The following is a 17,951-nucleotide window of genomic DNA, read 5'->3' as shown; positions in this document are numbered from 1 at the left end:
AGGGGAGCATCCATAGCCTTTTTGTTAATGTCTGTGCATTGCCACTTCTTCAAGGCCCTGGTTCCGTAAGTTCTCATGAACTTCTCTTCCATCCGCCTGTTTGATCAGCAAATCACGGGCTTTCTTTGCTTCATTCTCACTCTTATGCCTGCTGGGGCCGCCTACACAGCCACCCACACATGCCATTCCTTCTATGAAGTCCCCAGGAAGCCTGCCAATCTTAAGAAGCATCAGAGCCTTCTTGCACTCAGCCGCCCCATTGCATTTAAGGACTTCGATATCCGTACTTTCTCCAGACTCTTTTAAACATTCTAAAACAGCTGCAGTCACACCGCCGCCATTACCAAAACGCTTACCAAATACAGATCCTGCCTGGTAGGTGTTTTCTTCCGGCTCAAGCTCTACACCCTTTGATGCCATCATTGCCTGAATTTCTCCAAGGGTCAGGGCATAGTCTGCATTGTCCTTAATATTTAAGTCCAGAGTTTCGCTTTTCTTTGCAATACACGGTCCTATGAATACGGTGATTGTCTCCGGGTCCTTTTCTTTCAGCATCCTGGATACAGCGCACATAGGGGATACGGTAGTGGACATATTCTCAAGGAGCATAGGATAATGCTGTTTAATCATATTCACAAATGCCGGACAGCAGGATGTAGTCATCTTTCTGCCCTCTTTATAAGCTTCCGCCCATTCCGCTGCTTCAGCGGCAGCGGTTAAATCGCCGCCTAAGGCAACCTCGATCATATCCTGGAAACCGATTTTCTTTAAAGCAGTTCTCCAGCTTGCCATGGTGATTTCCGGACCATACTGGCCTTCCGTAGCCGGAGCGACCATAGCAACCACCCGTTTCCCGGCATTAATAAGGTTAATGACATCCACCAGGAATGTCTTGGAATCAATCGCACCAAAGGGACAGCCATGAATGCAGGCTCCGCACTGAATGCATTTGCTCTCGTCAATAACTACAATGCCGTTTTCATCCATGGTGATGGCATCCACAGGACAGCTTTTCTTACATGGACGTGTCAGATCTGCAATGGCGTTATAAGGACATGCCTGGGAACACTTTCCGCATTCCTTGCATTTATCAGGATCAATATAGGCACGATCACGTCCCATGCTGATGGCACCAAAATTACAGGAACTCTGGCACGCCTTACCCATACACAGCTGGCAGTTATCGGTTACCACATACCGGGCGATGGGACAGTCTTCACAGGCAGAGCTGATTACCTGGACCACGTTCTTGGTATCCCTTCCGCTGGGGCAGAGACCTTCCGCTAAGCGGATTCTCTCTCTGATGATTTCCCGTTCCCTGTAAATGCAGCAGCGGAACTGGGCCTTGGGACCTGGAATGATATTATAAGGTATCTCATTTCTCTTCTCTTCCAGTTTACCCTCCCATGCAAGTTTCGCCACTTCATTTAAAACCTGATGCTTTATGCGAAGTAATGTCGCATCATTTGTTGCCATATTTTTCCTCCTTAGAACTTCCACGTTTCGTGGCTGTGTGAATATCTATCCAAATTCAATAATAGGTTACCGTAACCCTTTTCCCCATTTCTTCCACTACATGCTTTAACTGCTCCACAAGATTCTGGCGGATCCCCAAATCAAAGGGCAGGCCAGGATTCTGATAAGCGCTGTTAATGGCCATTCCCACGTATAATTGTAGCTCCGTACAATCCTCAATGATCATCTTCGCTACCATGGAAGCACCGTTTGGCTTATCCAGCTCCAGGAAAAACTCCTCTGTGACAGATTCATTCTTCACATAACGCCTTAAAAGCTTCAGTACTTTATTTAAAGTCAAAACACCTTCCGTAACCAGCTCAATTCCTTCAATATAAGCGATTGGCGGAATGTCCGGATCATCGTAATTTAAGGAAACCGACAGCTCCTTTTCAGTCACCCTGGAAACAATATTGGCACTGGTCCCTCCGCAGACGACTTTCTTAGCGGTATCATCTCCTGACAGGAAGTCATTCACCATAACGCAGTCGTCCTCTGGCTTTTTGGGTGGGCCTGTCATCAAATGCACCGGCTTGCGGTCAATGATCCTCATAACGGCAACCGTGGTATCATCGCCGGGACGGTGCTGATACAGTTCATCACAGGCACCGGTCAATGTAGTAGCTAGACGAGCTGCGGATATGGTCAGACGGTACTGCTTCACTGCATAGGAAGCGACATCCTCCCACAACCAGCCAAAATTCAGAAGTTTCCCCACTCCTGCATGGATGGTCCCGTCACTCATGAGAATCAGCGCATCTCCCTTTTTCACTTTAAAACGGTACTCATTGATCTTTTTATCCCGGATGACCCTGACATTTCGGGGTATGGAAACAAGGTTCCCATCCCTGATGAAGATACAGCCGGGATTATCAAATTCCACCAGATAAGCTTCACCGTCATGAAACACCTGAAGGATGCTGAAGGTCGAATAAGCCACTTGACGCACCTGGCATACCGGAAGGGTCTCCACAATGGTTTCCACACACTCTTCCAGGGTCGCACCGTTTAGGAACATGGTTCCAAGAATCTTGGAGGTCATGGTTGCCAGAATATTGGCCTTTACCCCGCTGCCCATCCCGTCGGCAAGAATCATAATATTGGAATCCTCAGTCTGCAAAAGTTCAACCTTATCTCCGCATAAAACTTCTTTGAATTTATTCAGACTTGTGTATGCAACATCTACGGTAACTCCCATCACTTAACCTCACTTTCACTTCCCTCATCCAATAAGGATTTGCAAAGCTTTGTTAAGGTAGTCTTGGTCTCCGCTGTAGTTTCCCCTAAGAGACCGGCAATTTCCTGAGCCACCATCATCTGCTTGTGAATGACCTTCTGCGCCAGGGCAATGGTTTCCAGTTTCCTTTCGTAGTCCTGCATTGCCTGTTCTTCTTCTTTGGTAATATCGATGAAGGTAGCTAATACCACATCTTCTTTTTCAATGTATAGAATATTTTGCAGAGTAGAAATATGGTATTCCCCATAAGTCACCTTTTTTCCATGGATCTTTTGGTGAGAATTATAAACCCACTGGAAATCCGAAGGATCAATGAGTTCATATAAATACATGGTTAAAGCTTCCTGCCTGGTTTTCCCGAAATATTTTTCTCCCACAGCAGAATACTCTAAAATTTTCATATCTTTATCCACAATAAGAACAATATTGGGAGAGGTCTGCATCACGAGATTGGATAATGATTCTGATTTTTCATGCATAAATGGAATGCACATATTAAGCTCTGCCTTTTTCTGAAAAACGGCTATAGCCTTTTCCCGGCAGGTGGAATAACCACAGGCGCCGCAGTTTAATTCATCCTCCGGCCTGGTCTTTCCGGTCATTTTTAATATTTCCTGGATCTGTGCTTCCGTAGGCATAACATCTTTAGGAGCGCGGTCCAGGAACAGCTTTCGAAAGGAGATACGCTCCATAACAGGGGCCAGCGCCTCTTTTGGCACCGGTTCCTTTTCAATGGTTTCCTCCATATCCAGCTTGATCTTGAATCTGGATACGTTCTCGTCCTCTACGGTGGGACCCTTGATGCAGCCGCCGGAGCACATATTCATCTCAATAAAACAGCCCTTAATGCCTCCCCGCAGCATGCTTTCGCACAAATCCATACAGTTAAGGCATCCATGAACATAAAACTTCCGATATCCATCCCGCTCCTCTTCCGTGGCCAGAACAGAATTTACCACTCCATTGGTAACCGGATAAAGGCGGTTGACTTTGGGGTCGCTTGCAAATGGGACATCCTCGCAATCTTCAATGGTGATTTCCTCTTCAGAAAGCCACCTGGAAATATCATTGAAATTCAGGACAGCATCAATATAGCCATCATGGCGAGGGTCTCCGGCCTCCTTTTTCTTAGCAATGCACGGTCCAAGGAAAACCACCTTTACCTCAGGTCCCAGTTCTTTTTTTAACATCTTTCCATGGGCAATCATAGGAGATACCACAGGAGCCATATATGGAATCAGCTGGGGGTAATAAATCTCTATCAAATCATTGACGCTGGGGCAGCAGGTGGTGATGATATTCTCCATCTTCCCTTCACTCAAAAGCCTGGCATATTCCGCTGTTACAACTGCCGCTCCCTCCGAAGTCTCCCTTACGTCATAAAATCCCAGCTTCCGCAGTGCACCGTTAACCTGGCCGATGGTCTTATAGTTTAACAGTCCCATATAAGACGGTGCCAGGGAAATAACCGTCCGGATCCCTGCGTCAATGTAACTCTTCACCAGATCCAGATCACTTATGAGAGTTTTTGCCGACTGTGGACATACCTGCATGCATTTACCGCATAAAATGCACTTATCCGGCATAATTTCAGCCCGCTCATCTTTAATCATGACAGCTTTGACTTCGCAATTACGAATACATTTATAGCAATGTTTGCATTTAGTAGCCTTGAAATCAATGATCCCCATGATTACAGCCTCCCCATGATCTCTTTGTCAAAAAACTCCTTTGTATCTTCTGGTTTTAACGAGTATAATTGACCCTCCACGGTCACACAGACGCCATTTACACAATCACCGCAGCAAAATGACCCGTTTAAATCCACCTTATCCTCCAGATGGTTTTCCTTCACAAGGGTCTGCAGCTGTGCGATGATATCTCTGGAACCCTTTAAATGGCATGCGCTCCCTATACATATTGTTACTCTCATGAATATTCTCCCTCCAAATTTTGTACCTTACATTTGATTGCCCTTTTGAAATATTATCGCACATCGTTATATTTCTATCAATCTTTTTTTACCGATTTCCTGTTCTTTTTCACATACAGGAAATAATTGTCTCCACAATCTCCTGCTTCTCTACATCAATAAGGCCATATGTATTCAGCCTCAGCTCCGGAATAACCGGAAGGCTTGCAAAGGCAAGGGTCATGAAAGGATCGATGCTGTCCCCAATTCCAAGGCTTCTTGTCTGGGTTTTTAACTCCTCAAGCCTTTCATCCACCCACTCAGCCGGCTCTTCACTCATAAGTCCTGCGATAGGAAGAGGCAGCTCTCCCAAAAGCTTCCCTTCCGCTACGACTGCCAGGCCTCCCCGGTTCTTCCTCACGATGTTGGTAGCAAGAGCCATATCTTCATCATTGGTTCCCGCAACAATCAGGTTATGGGAATCGTGGGCAATGCTGGTGGCCACTGCTCCCCGTTTTAAGCCATACCCGCCTAAAAAGCCAAGTCCCATATGACCGGTATTGTGATGGCGTTCCAGCACTGCCATTTTCACAATGTCCTGCTCTAAGCTGACGCCGGGAGCGACCCCTTCCTTTTCTACCCATGGAGCCAAAAGGGATTTGGTAGTCAGCTCTCCGGGAGTGAGACAAAGTACCCGGATGGTATTGCCTTTTTTCTTTATATGGAAATCTTCCGGATGAATCTCGTCTAAATGGAAGGAATCGCCCACTCTGACAGGCGTTTCCACACTTCGCTGTTCAGCCGCAAGAATTTCCTCCTTCATTGCTCCGTTTTCCGCTACCAGCTTTCCGTTTTTATATACTTGTTTTACCTCAAATTCATTGAGATCGGAAACAACAATGAAGTTTGCCTTATATCCCGGTGCAACGGCTCCTACATCCCGAAGTCCAAAAAATTGGGCCGGATGAAAGGATGCCATCATGACAGCTTGAACCGGATCAGCTCCCAGGCTAATTGCCTTTTTTATAATATAGTCCAAATGACCCAGCCGGATTAAATCCCCCGGATGCTTATCATCGGTGACCAGCATGCAGCGGTGATAATAAGGCTCTTTAAACAGAGGCATGAGAGCATTTAAATTCCTGGCTGCCGTACCCTCCCGGATCATGATCCACTGGCCTCTTTTAAGCTTTTCCACGGCCTCTTCCCAATCGGAGCATTCATGGTCCGACTGCACTCCAGCGGTCACATAGGCATTTAATTCCTTACCGGAAAGACCGGGAGCATGACCGTCGATCAGAAGATTTCTGTTCCTGGCCTCCTCTACCTTATCAAGGATCCCTCTGTCTGCCCTTACGGTTCCGTAGGAGTTCATAAGCTCCGCAAGGCCCAGCACCCGTTCCTCTTCATAGAGCGGTGAAAGATTCTCAGCCGCCAGAACAGCCCCCGATTCATCAAGGCCTGTTGCCGGTACACAGGAAGGGAGCATAAAATATACGTCAAGGGTAAGTCCCTTAGTCCGCTCCATCATAAACCGGATTCCTTCCGCACCTGCCACATTGGCAATCTCGTGAGGATCCGTAATGACCGCCTGAGTCCCATGAGGCACCACAGAACGCTCAAACTCTCCCGGAGCAACCATGGAGCTTTCCAGGTGAATATGACCGTCAATCAGTCCAGGACAAACAACCGAGCCCCCCAGCTCGATCTCTGTCTGTCCCTCATATTCTCCCACTCCTACTATGTAACCATCCTCGATGGCAATATCTCCATTTTCCAGTTCAGCCGTAAAGACATTGACCACCCTGGCATTCTTTAGCACCAGGGACGCCTTTTTCGCCCCTGATGCTGCCAAAACCCGTTCTGCTAACATCCGATCCATAAGAAAACTCCTCCTTTTATTTGCCCGCGATTTTGGTGATAGAAGCCGTTATCAGCCTTTTAAACAAAGGTGCAACCCTATCTGCTGTCTCTTGTACCTCTCCATGGCTTAATGGCTGGTCCGTAATGCCGCAGGCCATATTGGTAATACAGGAAATGCCGCAAACCTTCATCCCCATGTGGTTTGCCGCAACCGCTTCACAAGCTGTGCTCATTCCTACCGCATCAGCTCCCAGAATGCGGCACATTTGAACTTCTGCCGGAGATTCATATGCCGGGCCGGAAAGCTGCATGTAAATACCCTCTCTAAGGCCGATCTCTTCTTCTCCTGCTGCCTCTCTGATGATCTGCTGAAGCTCTCTGCTGTAAACATCACTCATATCCGGGAATCTGGGTCCCAGCTCTTCTAAATTTGCCCCAATTAACGGAGACGGAACAAAGCTTGCAATATGATCCCTTAAGAGCATGAAATCCCCTGGCTTAAACTCCTTATTTACACCGCCGCAAGCATTGGTCAGAAACAAAACCTTCGCGCCCATAAGGCCCATGAGTCTGGCAGGAAGCACCACATCGGTCATTGGATATCCCTCATAGAAATGAACCCGTCCCTGCATGATGACCACCGGAACATCGTTAACATATCCGAATACAAATCTTCCTTTATGGCCTGCCACCGTTGAGATCGGAAATCCTTCAATGTCTTTATAATCAATGGAGGCCTCTACCTTTATCTCCTCTGCATATTCCCCAAGGCCGGACCCCAGGATCAGCGCTATTTCCGGGACAAAGTCAGTCTTCTCCCGCACACTTTCCAAACAATTCTTAAGCTTTGCATATACTTCATTCATATACCATTTTCTCCTTTCAATGTTTATGTCCATGCTTTCTGGACGTAAAGGTATACCCGCAGGGTGTTCCACAATCCCGTCAGACTTGTTGGACAAAGGTATATACAGTATACCACATTTGCTTATATATCTGTATCTATATTTTGACAAATATGGGGGAATAATGATATACTGAAGGTGTTCGTACTAACCCGGAAGGATCCCTGACGGCGAAGGCGAGGAGAATACGTAAACCGGAAATCCCATGCCTGTTGGTGTGGGATTTTTTTGATGGACGTAAAGAAAAAGGAACCATAACAGGTACGGACAGAAAGCGAGGATTATTATGAAAAAAACATTATCCCTATTGATGGCGTTTGCCGTAACGGCTGCCGTACTCTCCGGCTGTGCAAAGGGCGGCGCCGAAAGCACCCAGGCAACAACTTCTGCTTCTGAAACGGAATCCACCTCTGAGACAGCAAAAGAGACATCTGAAGCTCAAAAACCTGCCGACAACTATACACTAAAGATCGGTTCGTTAAAAGGGCCTACCTCCATGGGCCTTGTTAAGCTGATGGACCAGTCTGAAAAAGGCAATGCAAAAGGTTCCTATGATTTTACCATGGTAACCGCTGCCGACGAGCTTCTTGGAAAAATTGTAAGCAAAGAACTTGATGTCGCACTTGTTCCAGCCAATATGGCCTCTATTATTTACAATAAAACCAATCATGAGGTGACCGTTCTGGATATTAACACCCTTGGTGTTCTTTACGGGGTATCCGCCGATGATTCCATTAAAACAGCCGCAGACTTAAAGGGAAAGACCGTTTACTTAACCGGCAAAGGAACCACACCGGACTATGCCCTTCAGCATGTGCTTAAAGCCAGCGGTTTAACTTCTGACGACGTAACCCTGGAATATAAATCTGAAGCCGCTGAGGTCGTTTCTATCCTAAAGGAAAAGCCTGATGCAGTGGGCCTTCTTCCCCAGCCATTTGTAACAGCTGCCATGGCTCAGAATGACTCCTTAAAAATGGTTCTTGACTTAACTAAGGAGTGGGATGCCACAGCCGGTGAAAACGGCGGCAGTCTGGTAACCGGAGTTACCATCTGCCGGAATGACGTAATCAAAGATCATGGGGACGCCATTAATACCTTTTTAGCGGAACATAAGGAATCCGCTGAATTTGCCAATGCCAATGTAGCAGAAACCGCGGCCCTGGTGGCTGCTGCCGGAATTATTGAAAAAGCCCCGGTTGCAGAAAAAGCCATCCCATACTGCAGTATCACCTATGTAGACGGGGACCGGATGAAATCTCTGTTAAGCGGATATTTAAAAGTTCTTTTCGATATGGAACCATCTTCCGTAGGCGGTACGCTGCCAGCTGATGATTTCTACTATATGCCATAAATAAGGTAACGCTTTGTAAGGAGATTCCCATTATGAAACCAACAGCCCTCCCGGCTAAAAAGGCCGGTATCATCTTTCTCTGGCTCCTTGCATGGCAGGCAATAAGCCTGTCCGTGCATAACAGCATCATACTGGTTGGCCCTTTGGAGGTAATCCGGGCTTTATGGGTTCAGTCGGCCATGGCCGACTTCTGGAAAACCATTGCCCTCTCCTTTGGAAAGATAAGCCTGGGATTCCTTCTGGCCTTTGGGTCAGGAATCCTGGCTGGGGGAGCCGCATGGCGTTTCCCCCTTTTAAAGGATTTGCTGGAACCGCTTATATCCCTGATTAAGTCGGTTCCGGTAGCTTCCTTTGTTATACTGGCCCTGATCTGGGTAGGTTCTGAAAATTTGTCCGTTTTTATTGCCTTTCTTGTGGTATTCCCCATCATTTACATAAATACCATAGCTGGATTTATGAGCACCGATCCAAAGCTTTTGGAAATGGCCCGGGTTTTCCGCATGCAAGGCAAAAAGAAGCTCCTTTATATTTACCGCCCCGCCCTTCGCCCCTACCTCATAAGCGGCTGCAGGGTGGCTCTGGGCATGGGCTGGAAATCCGGGGTTGCCGCTGAGGTAATCGGAGTCCCAAGCCATTCCATCGGTGAAAAACTCTATATGGCAAAAATTTATTTAAGTACGGCGGACCTTTTTGCCTGGACTCTGGTTATTATCGTAATCAGCGCCCTTTTTGAAAAATTCTTTTTATGGCTTTTAAGCCTTGCACAGGAGGTTTGATCCATGGAACTAAAGGTAAATCAACTGTCCAAATCCTTTGGAACGCTTAACGTATTCACGCAGTTAAATCTTTCCCTTCATTCCGGCCAGGTCTACTGTCTCATGGGATCCTCAGGTTCCGGGAAAACAACATTCTTCCGGATCCTACTTGGACTTGAAGAGGCCGACTCCGGCTCCATGGAAGGACTGAAAGGCCAAAGAGCCTCCGCCGTGTTTCAGGAGAACCGTCTGTGTGAGTCATTTACCCCGGTCGACAACATTACCATGGTAATTCCCGGCCGTTCCTCCCGAAGCAGGAAACAGGCCAAAGAAGAGCTTTTAAGGCTGCTTCCGGAAGAGGCCTTATCCCGTCCCGTGTCCACCTTAAGCGGCGGAATGAAGCGCAGGGTTGCCATTGTAAGAGCCTTGTCGATCCCTTGTGACATGATTTTAATGGATGAGCCCTTTACCGGTCTTGATGAGAACACAAAACGAACCGTAATTCAATACATCAAAAAAAAGACCCGTGGCAAGCTGGTCATCATAAGCACCCACCAGGAAGAGGATGTGGCACTTCTTAACGGCACCCTTATAAACCTGTAAAAACAGGGGCAAAAGCAGATATTCTGCTTTTGCCCCTGTTCCATTCATATCTTATTCCAATTTTATTTCAGTTTCAAGGTATCCAGAGCTGCCTCAATCTGGCCTTCTACCGCACTGTCTGGTGATTCAACTGTTCCTGCCGCACTGATGTACTTCTTTGTAGCAGCATTGTAGGAACCGGAAATTGCATAATAGCGGACTCCATCCTGAGCAGTCTTATACCGGATCGCATAGCGGAACGTCTGGCTTCCGTCGCTGCCGTTTTCTACATTATAACGGACAAATTCCATATCCTCGCCACGGCTGACAAATTCCTTGTATTCTTCCATAGTATCCGGATAGATCTCTCTGGCACCGTCGGCATCATCGCCTTCTACATAGACAACTTCCAGCATATCGCTGCCATTGGGAGAGGTGAATGCGACTGAGCTTTCATCTCCGTCATCTTCAATGGTCCAGCCCTGTGGCGGCGTGATCTGGTATTTTCCGGATTTAGATGTAAAGACGCCGGAAGACAAGTTGCCTGCATCAGAAGCAGTTGTTTCGGTGGTTTCGGTGCTTCCGTCTTCCTCACCATCAGTTTCATCCTCACCTAATGTAGTCTCGTCCGTACCTTTTGATTCGTCTCCTGTTACATTCGTCTCGGCAGCACTGACTTCTGTAGGATTATCCTGCGAAGATTTCCCATTATCTTTTGATCCACAGCCTGTAGCCGCCATCATAACTGCCATGGCGATGGCTATTACTGCCAGCATTTTGTTTTTTCTCATTTTAATCACTCCTCATCATCAATTTCATTCCTGGTGACGATGAGGATTATAACATTATCCGTATCAAAAGTATAGGGGATTAAAGGAACTGAAAGAATCACAAAGAATTCTTAATAATTATATTGGTAAGTTTCTGAGCGCTCCAGCTCCAGTAATTTCACTTTAATATCCAGGCCTCCGCCATATCCTATCAGGCTTCCATTGGCCCCAATTACCCGGTGACAAGGAATGATGATGGGAATGGGATTGCGGTTGTTCGCCATGCCAACCGCGCGACAGCCTTTGGGATTATCAATCAGAACTGCAATACCCTTATAGCTTTTCGTCTCTCCATATGGTATCAGTAACAGAGCATTCCAAACCTTTTTTTGAAATTCCGTTCCCTCCGGCTTTAGTGGCAGATCAAACTCCGTCCTTGTTCCAGCCATGTATTCTTCCAATTGGCCTTCTGTTCTACAGATCAACTCCGACCGCTCCCTCACGGCATTCTCATGCTCCACCGTTCCAAAATCGATGCGCAGAAGGGCTTCATCGTCACATAGGATGGTAAGAGGTCCTATCTTGCTTTCATAAACTTCCCAGTACTTCATTCCCAATTCCTTCTTTCTCTTATGAACTGTACCATGTTTTCCTCTGAATCCATTATATCATATACAAAGTAAAGAGACGACTTCTTCTTTCATTAAATGTTCCAGGGCCGAAATAAGCAAACTTTCTGTTTTTTCAAATATTCCTCATAATTCTTTTAGTCTTTTTATGAAATGTTTATGGCTTAGTCAAACTTCCGTCATATTTTCCGCTTATACTAAATAGTGAAAAGGAACCCCACCCTTTTAACATTGACTTTTTATTTTTCATACTCAACCGGCAGGAACATTTTATGTACCTGCCGGTTCCTCCCATTTCAGGGCTATTTTCCTTAAAAAACCGCATAAATACAGGCTTAAAAACAAATTTGAAATTTTTTCTAAAATAATGTTGACAAAATGATATCCATCATATATAATAACTCTTGCGTTGCGGAAAAGCAACTAAGAGAAAGATGGAAAATACTTTCACTATCGGGGTGTGGCTCAGTTTGGCTAGAGTACCTGGTTTGGGACCAGGGGGTCGCAGGTTCGAATCCTGTCACCCCGATTCAAGAGAAAAACCGTCAATGGTAGTTTTAGTTTCTCTTACCTTTTGCGGGTGTAGTTCAATGGTAGAACACCAGCCTTCCAAGCTGGATACGTGGGTTCGATTCCCATCACCCGCTTTTGAGTCTGTAGCTCAGTTGGATAGAGCAACGGCCTTCTAAGCCGTGGGTCGGGGGTTCGAATCCCTTCAGGCTCGTTTCACATCTCTAACCAAGGTGTGAAAATTATGGTGGGTATGGCGAAGTTGGTTATCGCGCCAGATTGTGGCTCTGGAGGCCCAGGGTTCGAATCCCTGTACTCACCTTTCCCTTTTAGGGAATTTTTTTTTATCACAAGTTTTAATGGGCTATCGCCAAGCGGTAAGGCACAGGACTTTGACTCCTGCACTCGTTGGTTCGAATCCAACTAGCCCAGTATGGGATACTAGCTCAGGTGGTAGAGCACTTGACTTTTAATCAAGTTGTCCGGGGTTCGAGTCCCCGGTGTCTCATGAATGCATCGGAAAAGACCGGGAAATCAAAAGATTTCCCGGTCTTTTTTTTCATTTCCCCCATGCCTTTCTAAAAGATGATTGTTTCTCTGCCCCAAAAAAACTATAATAGGATCATGGGATTCACTCCACTCCCCTCTCCTATTTGTACATAAAAAGAGAGGACGAGCAAATCGATAACAAATATAATACAAATGAAAGGGTTGATTTTATGGAATGGATTGAGGGAATTAACAGATCAATGAACTATATCGAGGAACATTTAACGGAAAACATTGACTATGAGCAGTTAGGGAAAATCGCTTGTTGTTCTGTTTACCATTATCAGAGAATGTTCGCATATATGGCAAATGTACCTTTATCTGAATATATTCGGCGCAGGCGTATGTCCCTGGCAGCAGTGGATCTGCAGAACGGGAATAATAAAATTATTGATGTTGCTCTTAAATATGGATATCAATCTCCCACTGCATTTAACCGGGCATTTCAAAGCATCCATGGAATAGCACCGTCTCGCATAAAAGAAAGCGGTGTTTCCGTAAAATCATATCCACCCATTAGTTTTAAAATCACAATAAAAGGAGTGGATGAATTGAATTATCGAATTGAAAAGAAGGAATCATTCCGGATTGCAGGCATTTCACACCCCCTGCACCGGGAAATTGAAAAGAATTTTGAAATTGTACCTCAGATGTGGGGCAAGGCAGCTATGGACGGAACCATTCCTAAACTAGCCTCCATGGCAGATGGATCCCCTGAAGGAATATTAGGAGTCAGCATCTGCAATGACCTGGAAGAATGGCGGTACTTTATTGCCGCAGCCACTTCGAAAGAAATTGATGATACTTTGGAAGAATGTACGGTTCCCTCTTTCACATGGGCCATATTCTCCGGAGAAGGCCAATGCCCCCAAGCAATACAAGATTTAGAAAAGCGAATTGTCACCGAGTGGCTTCCCACTTCTGGATACGAATACGATAATGGACCGGATATTGAAGTCTATTTAAATCCTGACCCTCAAAATTCAAGGTTTGAAGTGTGGATACCCGTTATTCAAAAATAATCAGTAAGGCATCTTAGATAGGAAAATAACAGCGGTCAATCATTCAGCAGTAACTGCTATAGGATATCCCAAAAGGCAGATTCTGCGCGAATTGGCCGCTGATTTCATGACATTGTGCTGAACACTTCTTTTTTCGTGCTTATCGAATTTAATAAGCTTCCAGATTTTCGCACATTTTCATTAATACTTTACAGAATACGGCGATTTCGTCTTCTGGTATATGGTCGCAGATAAGTTCTTCAAACTGTTTAAAAACTTTTCTTACCTCTTCTGCTTCAGCAGCCCCTTTTTCTGTAAGACTAATCAGAACGGAACGTCTGCAGTCCGGATTATTTTCCCTGAGAAGAAACCCCATATCCTGCAGTTTGTCTATATTTCTTGACATGGTAGCCGCATCGAAATGGCATCGGTCTGCCAGCTCTTTTTGGGTGATATGGTCTTTTTGTAAAAGATGATATAAGATCCTTGCATGTCCCTGTCCGGGCGTCAATCCAATATTTGACAGAAGCGGAGAAATAATCTGTTTCCTGGCCTTTTCTTCACGAACCAATAGTTCTCTTACATTATGTTGCTTCATATATTTTATCACTCCTTTCCCTTCGCAAAGGGCACAATTAAGCCACGAATACGGTTGTGCCCTTCTGCGCTTTCATCACATCATTCTAATTCAAACTGCCCTGTATGCAGTTGATAATACTTCCCTTTTTCCTGCAGCAGTTCGTCATGGCTGCCCCGCTCAATAATCTCTCCTTTTTCAAGAACCAAGATGGCATCTGAGTTTCTTACCGTGGAAAGCCTGTGGGCAATGACGAATACCGTCCGGTCTTTCATGAGGGCATCCATTCCCTTTTCAATGAGTTTTTCCGTTCGTGTATCAATGGAGCTGGTGGCTTCATCCATAACAAGAACAGGTGGCTGTGATATGGCAGCCCTGGCAATGGCAATCAGCTGCCTCTGTCCCTGTGATAAATTGCTGCCGTCACTTTCTAACATTGTATCATATCCATTGGGAAGACGCCTTATAAAGGAATCCGCATTTGCAATTTTTGCAGCAGCCAGTACGTCTTCGTGGGAGGCATTCAGCCTTCCATACCGGATATTATCGGCGATGCTTCCGGTAAATAAGTGGGTGTCCTGAATGACCAGAGAGATCGAACGCCTCAAATCATCCTTTTTTATGTTTCGGATATCGATTCCATCGTACGTTATGGTGCCTCCATTTAATTCATAAAATCGGTTGATAAGGTTGATGATGGTCGTTTTGCCCGCACCGGTGGAACCAACAAATGCGATCTTCTGACCAGGCTTCGCATACAAGCTGATCCTGTTTAAAATAGTGTTCCCGCCCGTATAACCGAAAACCACATCGTGAAATCGTACATCTCCCTTTAAAGGGACCAGAATATATCCATGATCTCCGTCAGGAACTTTCCAGGCAAAGGAACCGGTATAACGATCCGTTTCCTTAAGGCTTCCATCGGCCTCCTGTACCACCCTCTTTAAGGTGACGGTTCCTTCATCGGATTCAGGTTCTTCCTCCATCATATTAAAGATCTTTTCCGCACTGGCCAGCGCCACCATGAGAAAATTAATCTGCATGGTAAACTGATTCATAGGCATAGCACTCTGCCTTACATAAACCAGATAAGAGGCCAGAGTTCCCATATTAATCAAACCGGACAAAGCGAACAATCCGCCTACGCAGGCAGAAATGGCATAATTAATGTAAGAAAGAGAAACTATCGTAGGAACGGTAATCCCCGTATAAGTGGCGGCCATTGTAGAGGAAATCCTCAATTTCTCATTTAACTCACAAAACTTTTTAAGATCCTGCTTTTCATGGCGAAATATCTTTTCTACTTTCTGGCCTTCCACCATTTCTTCTACATAACCATTAATATTTCCCAGATTCTTCTGTTGTTCTACAAAGTATTTTTTGCTCAGCGTTCCATTATGACGAATATATATTAACATAATCAAGAGAAAAAATACAACGATTAATGACAGCTTCCAGTCCAGGAGTATTAACATGATAACGGTACCTGTGGAAGTAATAAAGCTCTGGATCAGCAATGTAAAGCTATTATTAAGGGCTTCTGAGATGGTGTCCACGTCGTTTGTAAAATGACTCATCAAATCCCCGTGTGTATGTGTATCAAAAAATTCCAAAGGCAGCTTCTGGGTATGACGGAATAAGTCTATCCTTATCTCACTGACCACCCGTTGGGAAACGTGGACCATCATTCGGTTATAAAGCAGACAGGAAATAGCTCCTGCCAGATAGATCAGTCCCATGATAACAATCATTCTCACAAGACCGGGTATATTTCCCGGCAGAATATATTCGTTTATGACCGGTTTCAGCAAATAGGTTCCCAGGATTCCGGAAAATGCACTGATGCTGACCAGGATTGCTATAACCAGCATGGAAAGCTTATAATGGCCGATGTATCCTAATAGCTTTACCAGAGCCTTTTTTGTGTTTTTGGGTCTTACATGTCCGGTATTCTTCATAAGGACTGGCCACCTCCTTTCTGCTGGGAAAAATAAATATCCTGATATATTTCATTGTCTGCCAGCAGCTGATCATGAGTTCCAATGGCATTTATTTTTCCGTCATCAAGAATTATGATCTGATCGGCATCCATGATCGAGGAGATCCGTTGGCTGATAATAATCTTTGTCATACCGGGAAGGGACTTTTCCAGACCCTCTTTTATCTTTGCTTCTGTCTCGGTATCAAGAGCGCTTGTAGAATCATCCAGAATAAGTACCTTTGGCGCTTTTAAGATCGCCCTCGCAATGCAGAGCCGCTGTTTCTGTCCCCCTGAGACGTTAACACCCCCCTGCCCCAGCTCCGTATCATATCCATGATACAGTCGGCCGATAAATTCTTTAACACAGGCAATGCTACATGCTCTTTCTATTTCTTCATCCGTTGCATCCTCTTTCCCCCAGTAAAGATTTTCCTTCACTGATCCGGAGAAAAGGGTGTTCTTCTGTAACACCATGGCAATGGAATCCCTTAGATGGTCCTGGGTATATTCGTATATGGGATGGCCATCTATGATAATATTGCCGGCTGTCACCTCGTAGAGCCTGGGAATCAGCTGTACCAGGGTGCTTTTGGCAGCGCCTGTCTGACCAATGATTCCAACCGTCTCACCAGGTCCAATCTCAAAGGAGATATCGGAAAGCACATATTCCTTTGCATCTTCCTTATATTTGAAATATACATTTTCAAACCGGATTCTTCCTTCTTTGATGGTGATATCCTTTGCACGGTCATCATTGATAGTCGGTTCCTCCTCTAAGACTTCTGAAATCCTCTTCCATGACGTTAAGGAACGGGTAAACAGTAGGAATACATTGGAAAACATCATAAGGGAATTAAGCACCTGCAATACGTAGCTAAGAAAGCTTGTCAGGGCACCTACCTTCATGTTTCCTATCATAACTAAGTTTCCGCCGAACCACAGGATACTTAATATGGTCCCGTACATAACAAACTGTAAGGCAGGCATATTTAAGGCCGCCAGGGAAAAGGACCTTTCGGATGAATTCTGTAAATTCATGTTTCCTTCTTTAAATTTGCTTATCTCATGATCGCCCCGGACATAAGCCTTCACGACACGGATGGCTATTAAATTCTCCTGAATGATCCGGTTCACAAGATCAACGGCTCCCTGCATTTTGGAGTATAATGGTCTTACATTTTTGATAATTGTAAATAAAATGACGGCCAGTACGGGGGCTGCAATTAAAAATACCACAGCCAGTTCTGCATTCAACCGGAAGGAAACGATCAATGCCGTCATCATCATCACTGGTGAACGGAAACCGGGACGCATTCCGTTTGTAATGGAATTCTGGATTGTGGTAATATCGCTTGTAAGCCTCGTTACCAGAGAAGGGGTGCTGAATCGGTCGGTGTTAGCAAAAGAATAAGTCTGCATCTTTTGAAACTCTGCCATTCGGATCTGGGCTCCCACGCCATTTCCGCAGATCGCAGTATACCGGGCACATGCATGCCCCAGAAAAAGAGAAATTACGGCAAAGAATACCATTTGAAATCCTTTTAGAAATATGTAATTTCTATCGCCGTTTGCAACTCCCACATCAATGATATCAGCCATAATCATGGGAATAACTAATTCAAAAATGGTTTCCGCCTCAATACAGATGATCGCAAGAATGAATTCTTTTTTGTACTTTTTTGCATAGTGAATTAAATTTTTCATATCAGGCTCCCGTATTAGTTGTTATGGCAACAGTTGCATTTACAACAATTGCACACATAACTATTATAACGTGATTCTTTGAATTGTCAATAGATTTTATAGTACCATGA

At 45.2% G+C, this 17,951-nt stretch carries 15 protein-coding genes and 6 tRNA genes; 10 read left to right on the top strand and 11 right to left on the bottom strand.

Annotated features, from left to right (window positions below):
* Nucleotides 1-24: 24 nt before the first annotated feature.
* The 6 genes from ACHZES_RS19030 to ACHZES_RS19005 all read right to left on the bottom strand — a co-directional run bounded on the left by ACHZES_RS19030 (nt 25) and on the right by ACHZES_RS19005 (nt 7,393).
* Entirely contained in the window at nt 25-1,476 is a 1,452-nt protein-coding gene (locus ACHZES_RS19030; RefSeq protein ID WP_089995257.1) for a 4Fe-4S dicluster domain-containing protein, read from the bottom strand.
* 55 nt (nt 1,477-1,531) lie between these two features.
* Nucleotides 1,532-2,713, bottom strand: coding sequence for a SpoIIE family protein phosphatase (locus ACHZES_RS19025; protein ID WP_154522789.1), 1,182 nt, complete (start codon nt 2,711-2,713; stop codon nt 1,532-1,534).
* Nucleotides 2,713-4,443 carry a [Fe-Fe] hydrogenase large subunit C-terminal domain-containing protein gene (locus ACHZES_RS19020; RefSeq protein ID WP_395546253.1) on the bottom strand — a complete coding sequence of 577 codons (1,731 nt, stop codon included), beginning with the start codon at nt 4,441-4,443 and terminating at the stop codon, nt 2,713-2,715. The genes ACHZES_RS19025 and ACHZES_RS19020 overlap by 1 nt, the downstream gene beginning before the upstream one ends.
* 2 nt (nt 4,444-4,445) lie before the next feature.
* Nucleotides 4,446-4,685 (bottom strand): (2Fe-2S) ferredoxin domain-containing protein, encoded by a 240-nt coding sequence (locus tag ACHZES_RS19015; protein ID WP_038278606.1) that lies wholly within the window; start codon nt 4,683-4,685, stop codon nt 4,446-4,448.
* A 109-nt stretch (nt 4,686-4,794) separates the two neighbouring features.
* Nucleotides 4,795-6,546 carry an adenine deaminase gene (ade, locus tag ACHZES_RS19010; RefSeq protein WP_395546252.1) on the bottom strand — a complete coding sequence of 584 codons (1,752 nt, stop codon included), beginning with the start codon at nt 6,544-6,546 and terminating at the stop codon, nt 4,795-4,797.
* Nucleotides 6,547-6,562: 16 nt separating this feature from the next.
* Complete coding sequence (locus tag ACHZES_RS19005; protein WP_154522783.1) at nt 6,563-7,393, bottom strand: purine-nucleoside phosphorylase; 831 nt, start codon at nt 7,391-7,393, stop codon at nt 6,563-6,565.
* 325 nt (nt 7,394-7,718) lie between these two features.
* On the opposite strand from ACHZES_RS19005, the gene ACHZES_RS19000 reads away from it, so the two are divergent.
* Genes ACHZES_RS19000 through ACHZES_RS18990 form a run of 3 tightly spaced genes read left to right on the top strand, consistent with a single transcriptional unit; the run spans nt 7,719 to nt 10,141 of the window.
* Complete coding sequence (locus ACHZES_RS19000) at nt 7,719-8,783, top strand: ABC transporter substrate-binding protein (RefSeq protein WP_154522780.1); 1,065 nt, start codon at nt 7,719-7,721, stop codon at nt 8,781-8,783.
* Between the two features lie 32 nt (nt 8,784-8,815).
* Nucleotides 8,816-9,559, top strand: coding sequence for an ABC transporter permease (locus ACHZES_RS18995; RefSeq protein ID WP_395546251.1), 744 nt, complete (start codon nt 8,816-8,818; stop codon nt 9,557-9,559).
* A 3-nt stretch (nt 9,560-9,562) separates the two neighbouring features.
* A complete protein-coding gene (locus ACHZES_RS18990; protein ID WP_038278617.1) occupies nt 9,563-10,141 on the top strand; it encodes an ATP-binding cassette domain-containing protein in 579 nt (192 codons plus the stop codon).
* Between the two features lie 62 nt (nt 10,142-10,203).
* Here the strand turns inward: ACHZES_RS18990 and ACHZES_RS18985 are convergent, their stop codons facing one another.
* Together ACHZES_RS18985 and ACHZES_RS18980 are read right to left on the bottom strand one after the other, a co-directional pair.
* Complete coding sequence (locus ACHZES_RS18985; protein WP_038278619.1) at nt 10,204-10,911, bottom strand: hypothetical protein; 708 nt, start codon at nt 10,909-10,911, stop codon at nt 10,204-10,206.
* A 110-nt stretch (nt 10,912-11,021) separates the two neighbouring features.
* Nucleotides 11,022-11,501 (bottom strand): methylated-DNA--[protein]-cysteine S-methyltransferase, encoded by a 480-nt coding sequence (locus tag ACHZES_RS18980; protein WP_038278620.1) that lies wholly within the window; start codon nt 11,499-11,501, stop codon nt 11,022-11,024.
* A gap of 472 nt (nt 11,502-11,973) precedes the next feature.
* On the opposite strand from ACHZES_RS18980, the gene ACHZES_RS18975 reads away from it, so the two are divergent.
* From ACHZES_RS18975 to ACHZES_RS18945, 7 genes are all read left to right on the top strand, one after another.
* A tRNA-Pro gene (locus tag ACHZES_RS18975) sits at nt 11,974-12,048 on the top strand.
* Between the two features lie 47 nt (nt 12,049-12,095).
* A tRNA-Gly gene (locus ACHZES_RS18970) sits at nt 12,096-12,166 on the top strand.
* A 3-nt stretch (nt 12,167-12,169) separates the two neighbouring features.
* Nucleotides 12,170-12,243: transfer RNA gene (locus tag ACHZES_RS18965), tRNA-Arg, on the top strand.
* A gap of 32 nt (nt 12,244-12,275) precedes the next feature.
* Nucleotides 12,276-12,351, top strand: a tRNA-His gene (locus ACHZES_RS18960).
* A 38-nt stretch (nt 12,352-12,389) separates the two neighbouring features.
* Nucleotides 12,390-12,461 (top strand) — tRNA-Gln (locus tag ACHZES_RS18955).
* Nucleotides 12,462-12,464: 3 nt separating this feature from the next.
* Nucleotides 12,465-12,537, top strand: a tRNA-Lys gene (locus ACHZES_RS18950).
* Between the two features lie 211 nt (nt 12,538-12,748).
* Nucleotides 12,749-13,600: an effector binding domain-containing protein gene (locus ACHZES_RS18945; RefSeq protein ID WP_395546250.1), complete on the top strand. Its 852-nt coding sequence runs from the start codon at nt 12,749-12,751 to the stop codon at nt 13,598-13,600.
* A gap of 148 nt (nt 13,601-13,748) precedes the next feature.
* Here the strand turns inward: ACHZES_RS18945 and ACHZES_RS18940 are convergent, their stop codons facing one another.
* The 3 genes from ACHZES_RS18940 to ACHZES_RS18930 form a co-directional block, all read right to left on the bottom strand.
* A complete protein-coding gene (locus ACHZES_RS18940) occupies nt 13,749-14,177 on the bottom strand; it encodes a MarR family winged helix-turn-helix transcriptional regulator (RefSeq protein ID WP_038278622.1) in 429 nt (142 codons plus the stop codon).
* An 80-nt stretch (nt 14,178-14,257) separates the two neighbouring features.
* Nucleotides 14,258-16,114 carry an ABC transporter ATP-binding protein gene (locus ACHZES_RS18935; protein ID WP_154522765.1) on the bottom strand — a complete coding sequence of 619 codons (1,857 nt, stop codon included), beginning with the start codon at nt 16,112-16,114 and terminating at the stop codon, nt 14,258-14,260.
* Nucleotides 16,111-17,841, bottom strand: a complete 1,731-nt coding sequence (locus ACHZES_RS18930) for an ABC transporter ATP-binding protein (RefSeq protein WP_395546249.1) — start codon at nt 17,839-17,841, stop codon at nt 16,111-16,113. Before ACHZES_RS18930 ends, ACHZES_RS18935 begins: the two co-directional genes overlap by 4 nt.
* Between the last annotated feature and the right edge of the window lie 110 nt (nt 17,842-17,951).

The organism is Lacrimispora sanguinis (assembly GCF_044987295.1).
Taxonomy (GTDB): Bacteria; Bacillota; Clostridia; order Lachnospirales; family Lachnospiraceae; genus Lacrimispora; species Lacrimispora celerecrescens_B.
Note: the sequence above shows the minus strand (reverse complement) of the source record. Positions and strands in the feature narration are given on the sequence as shown.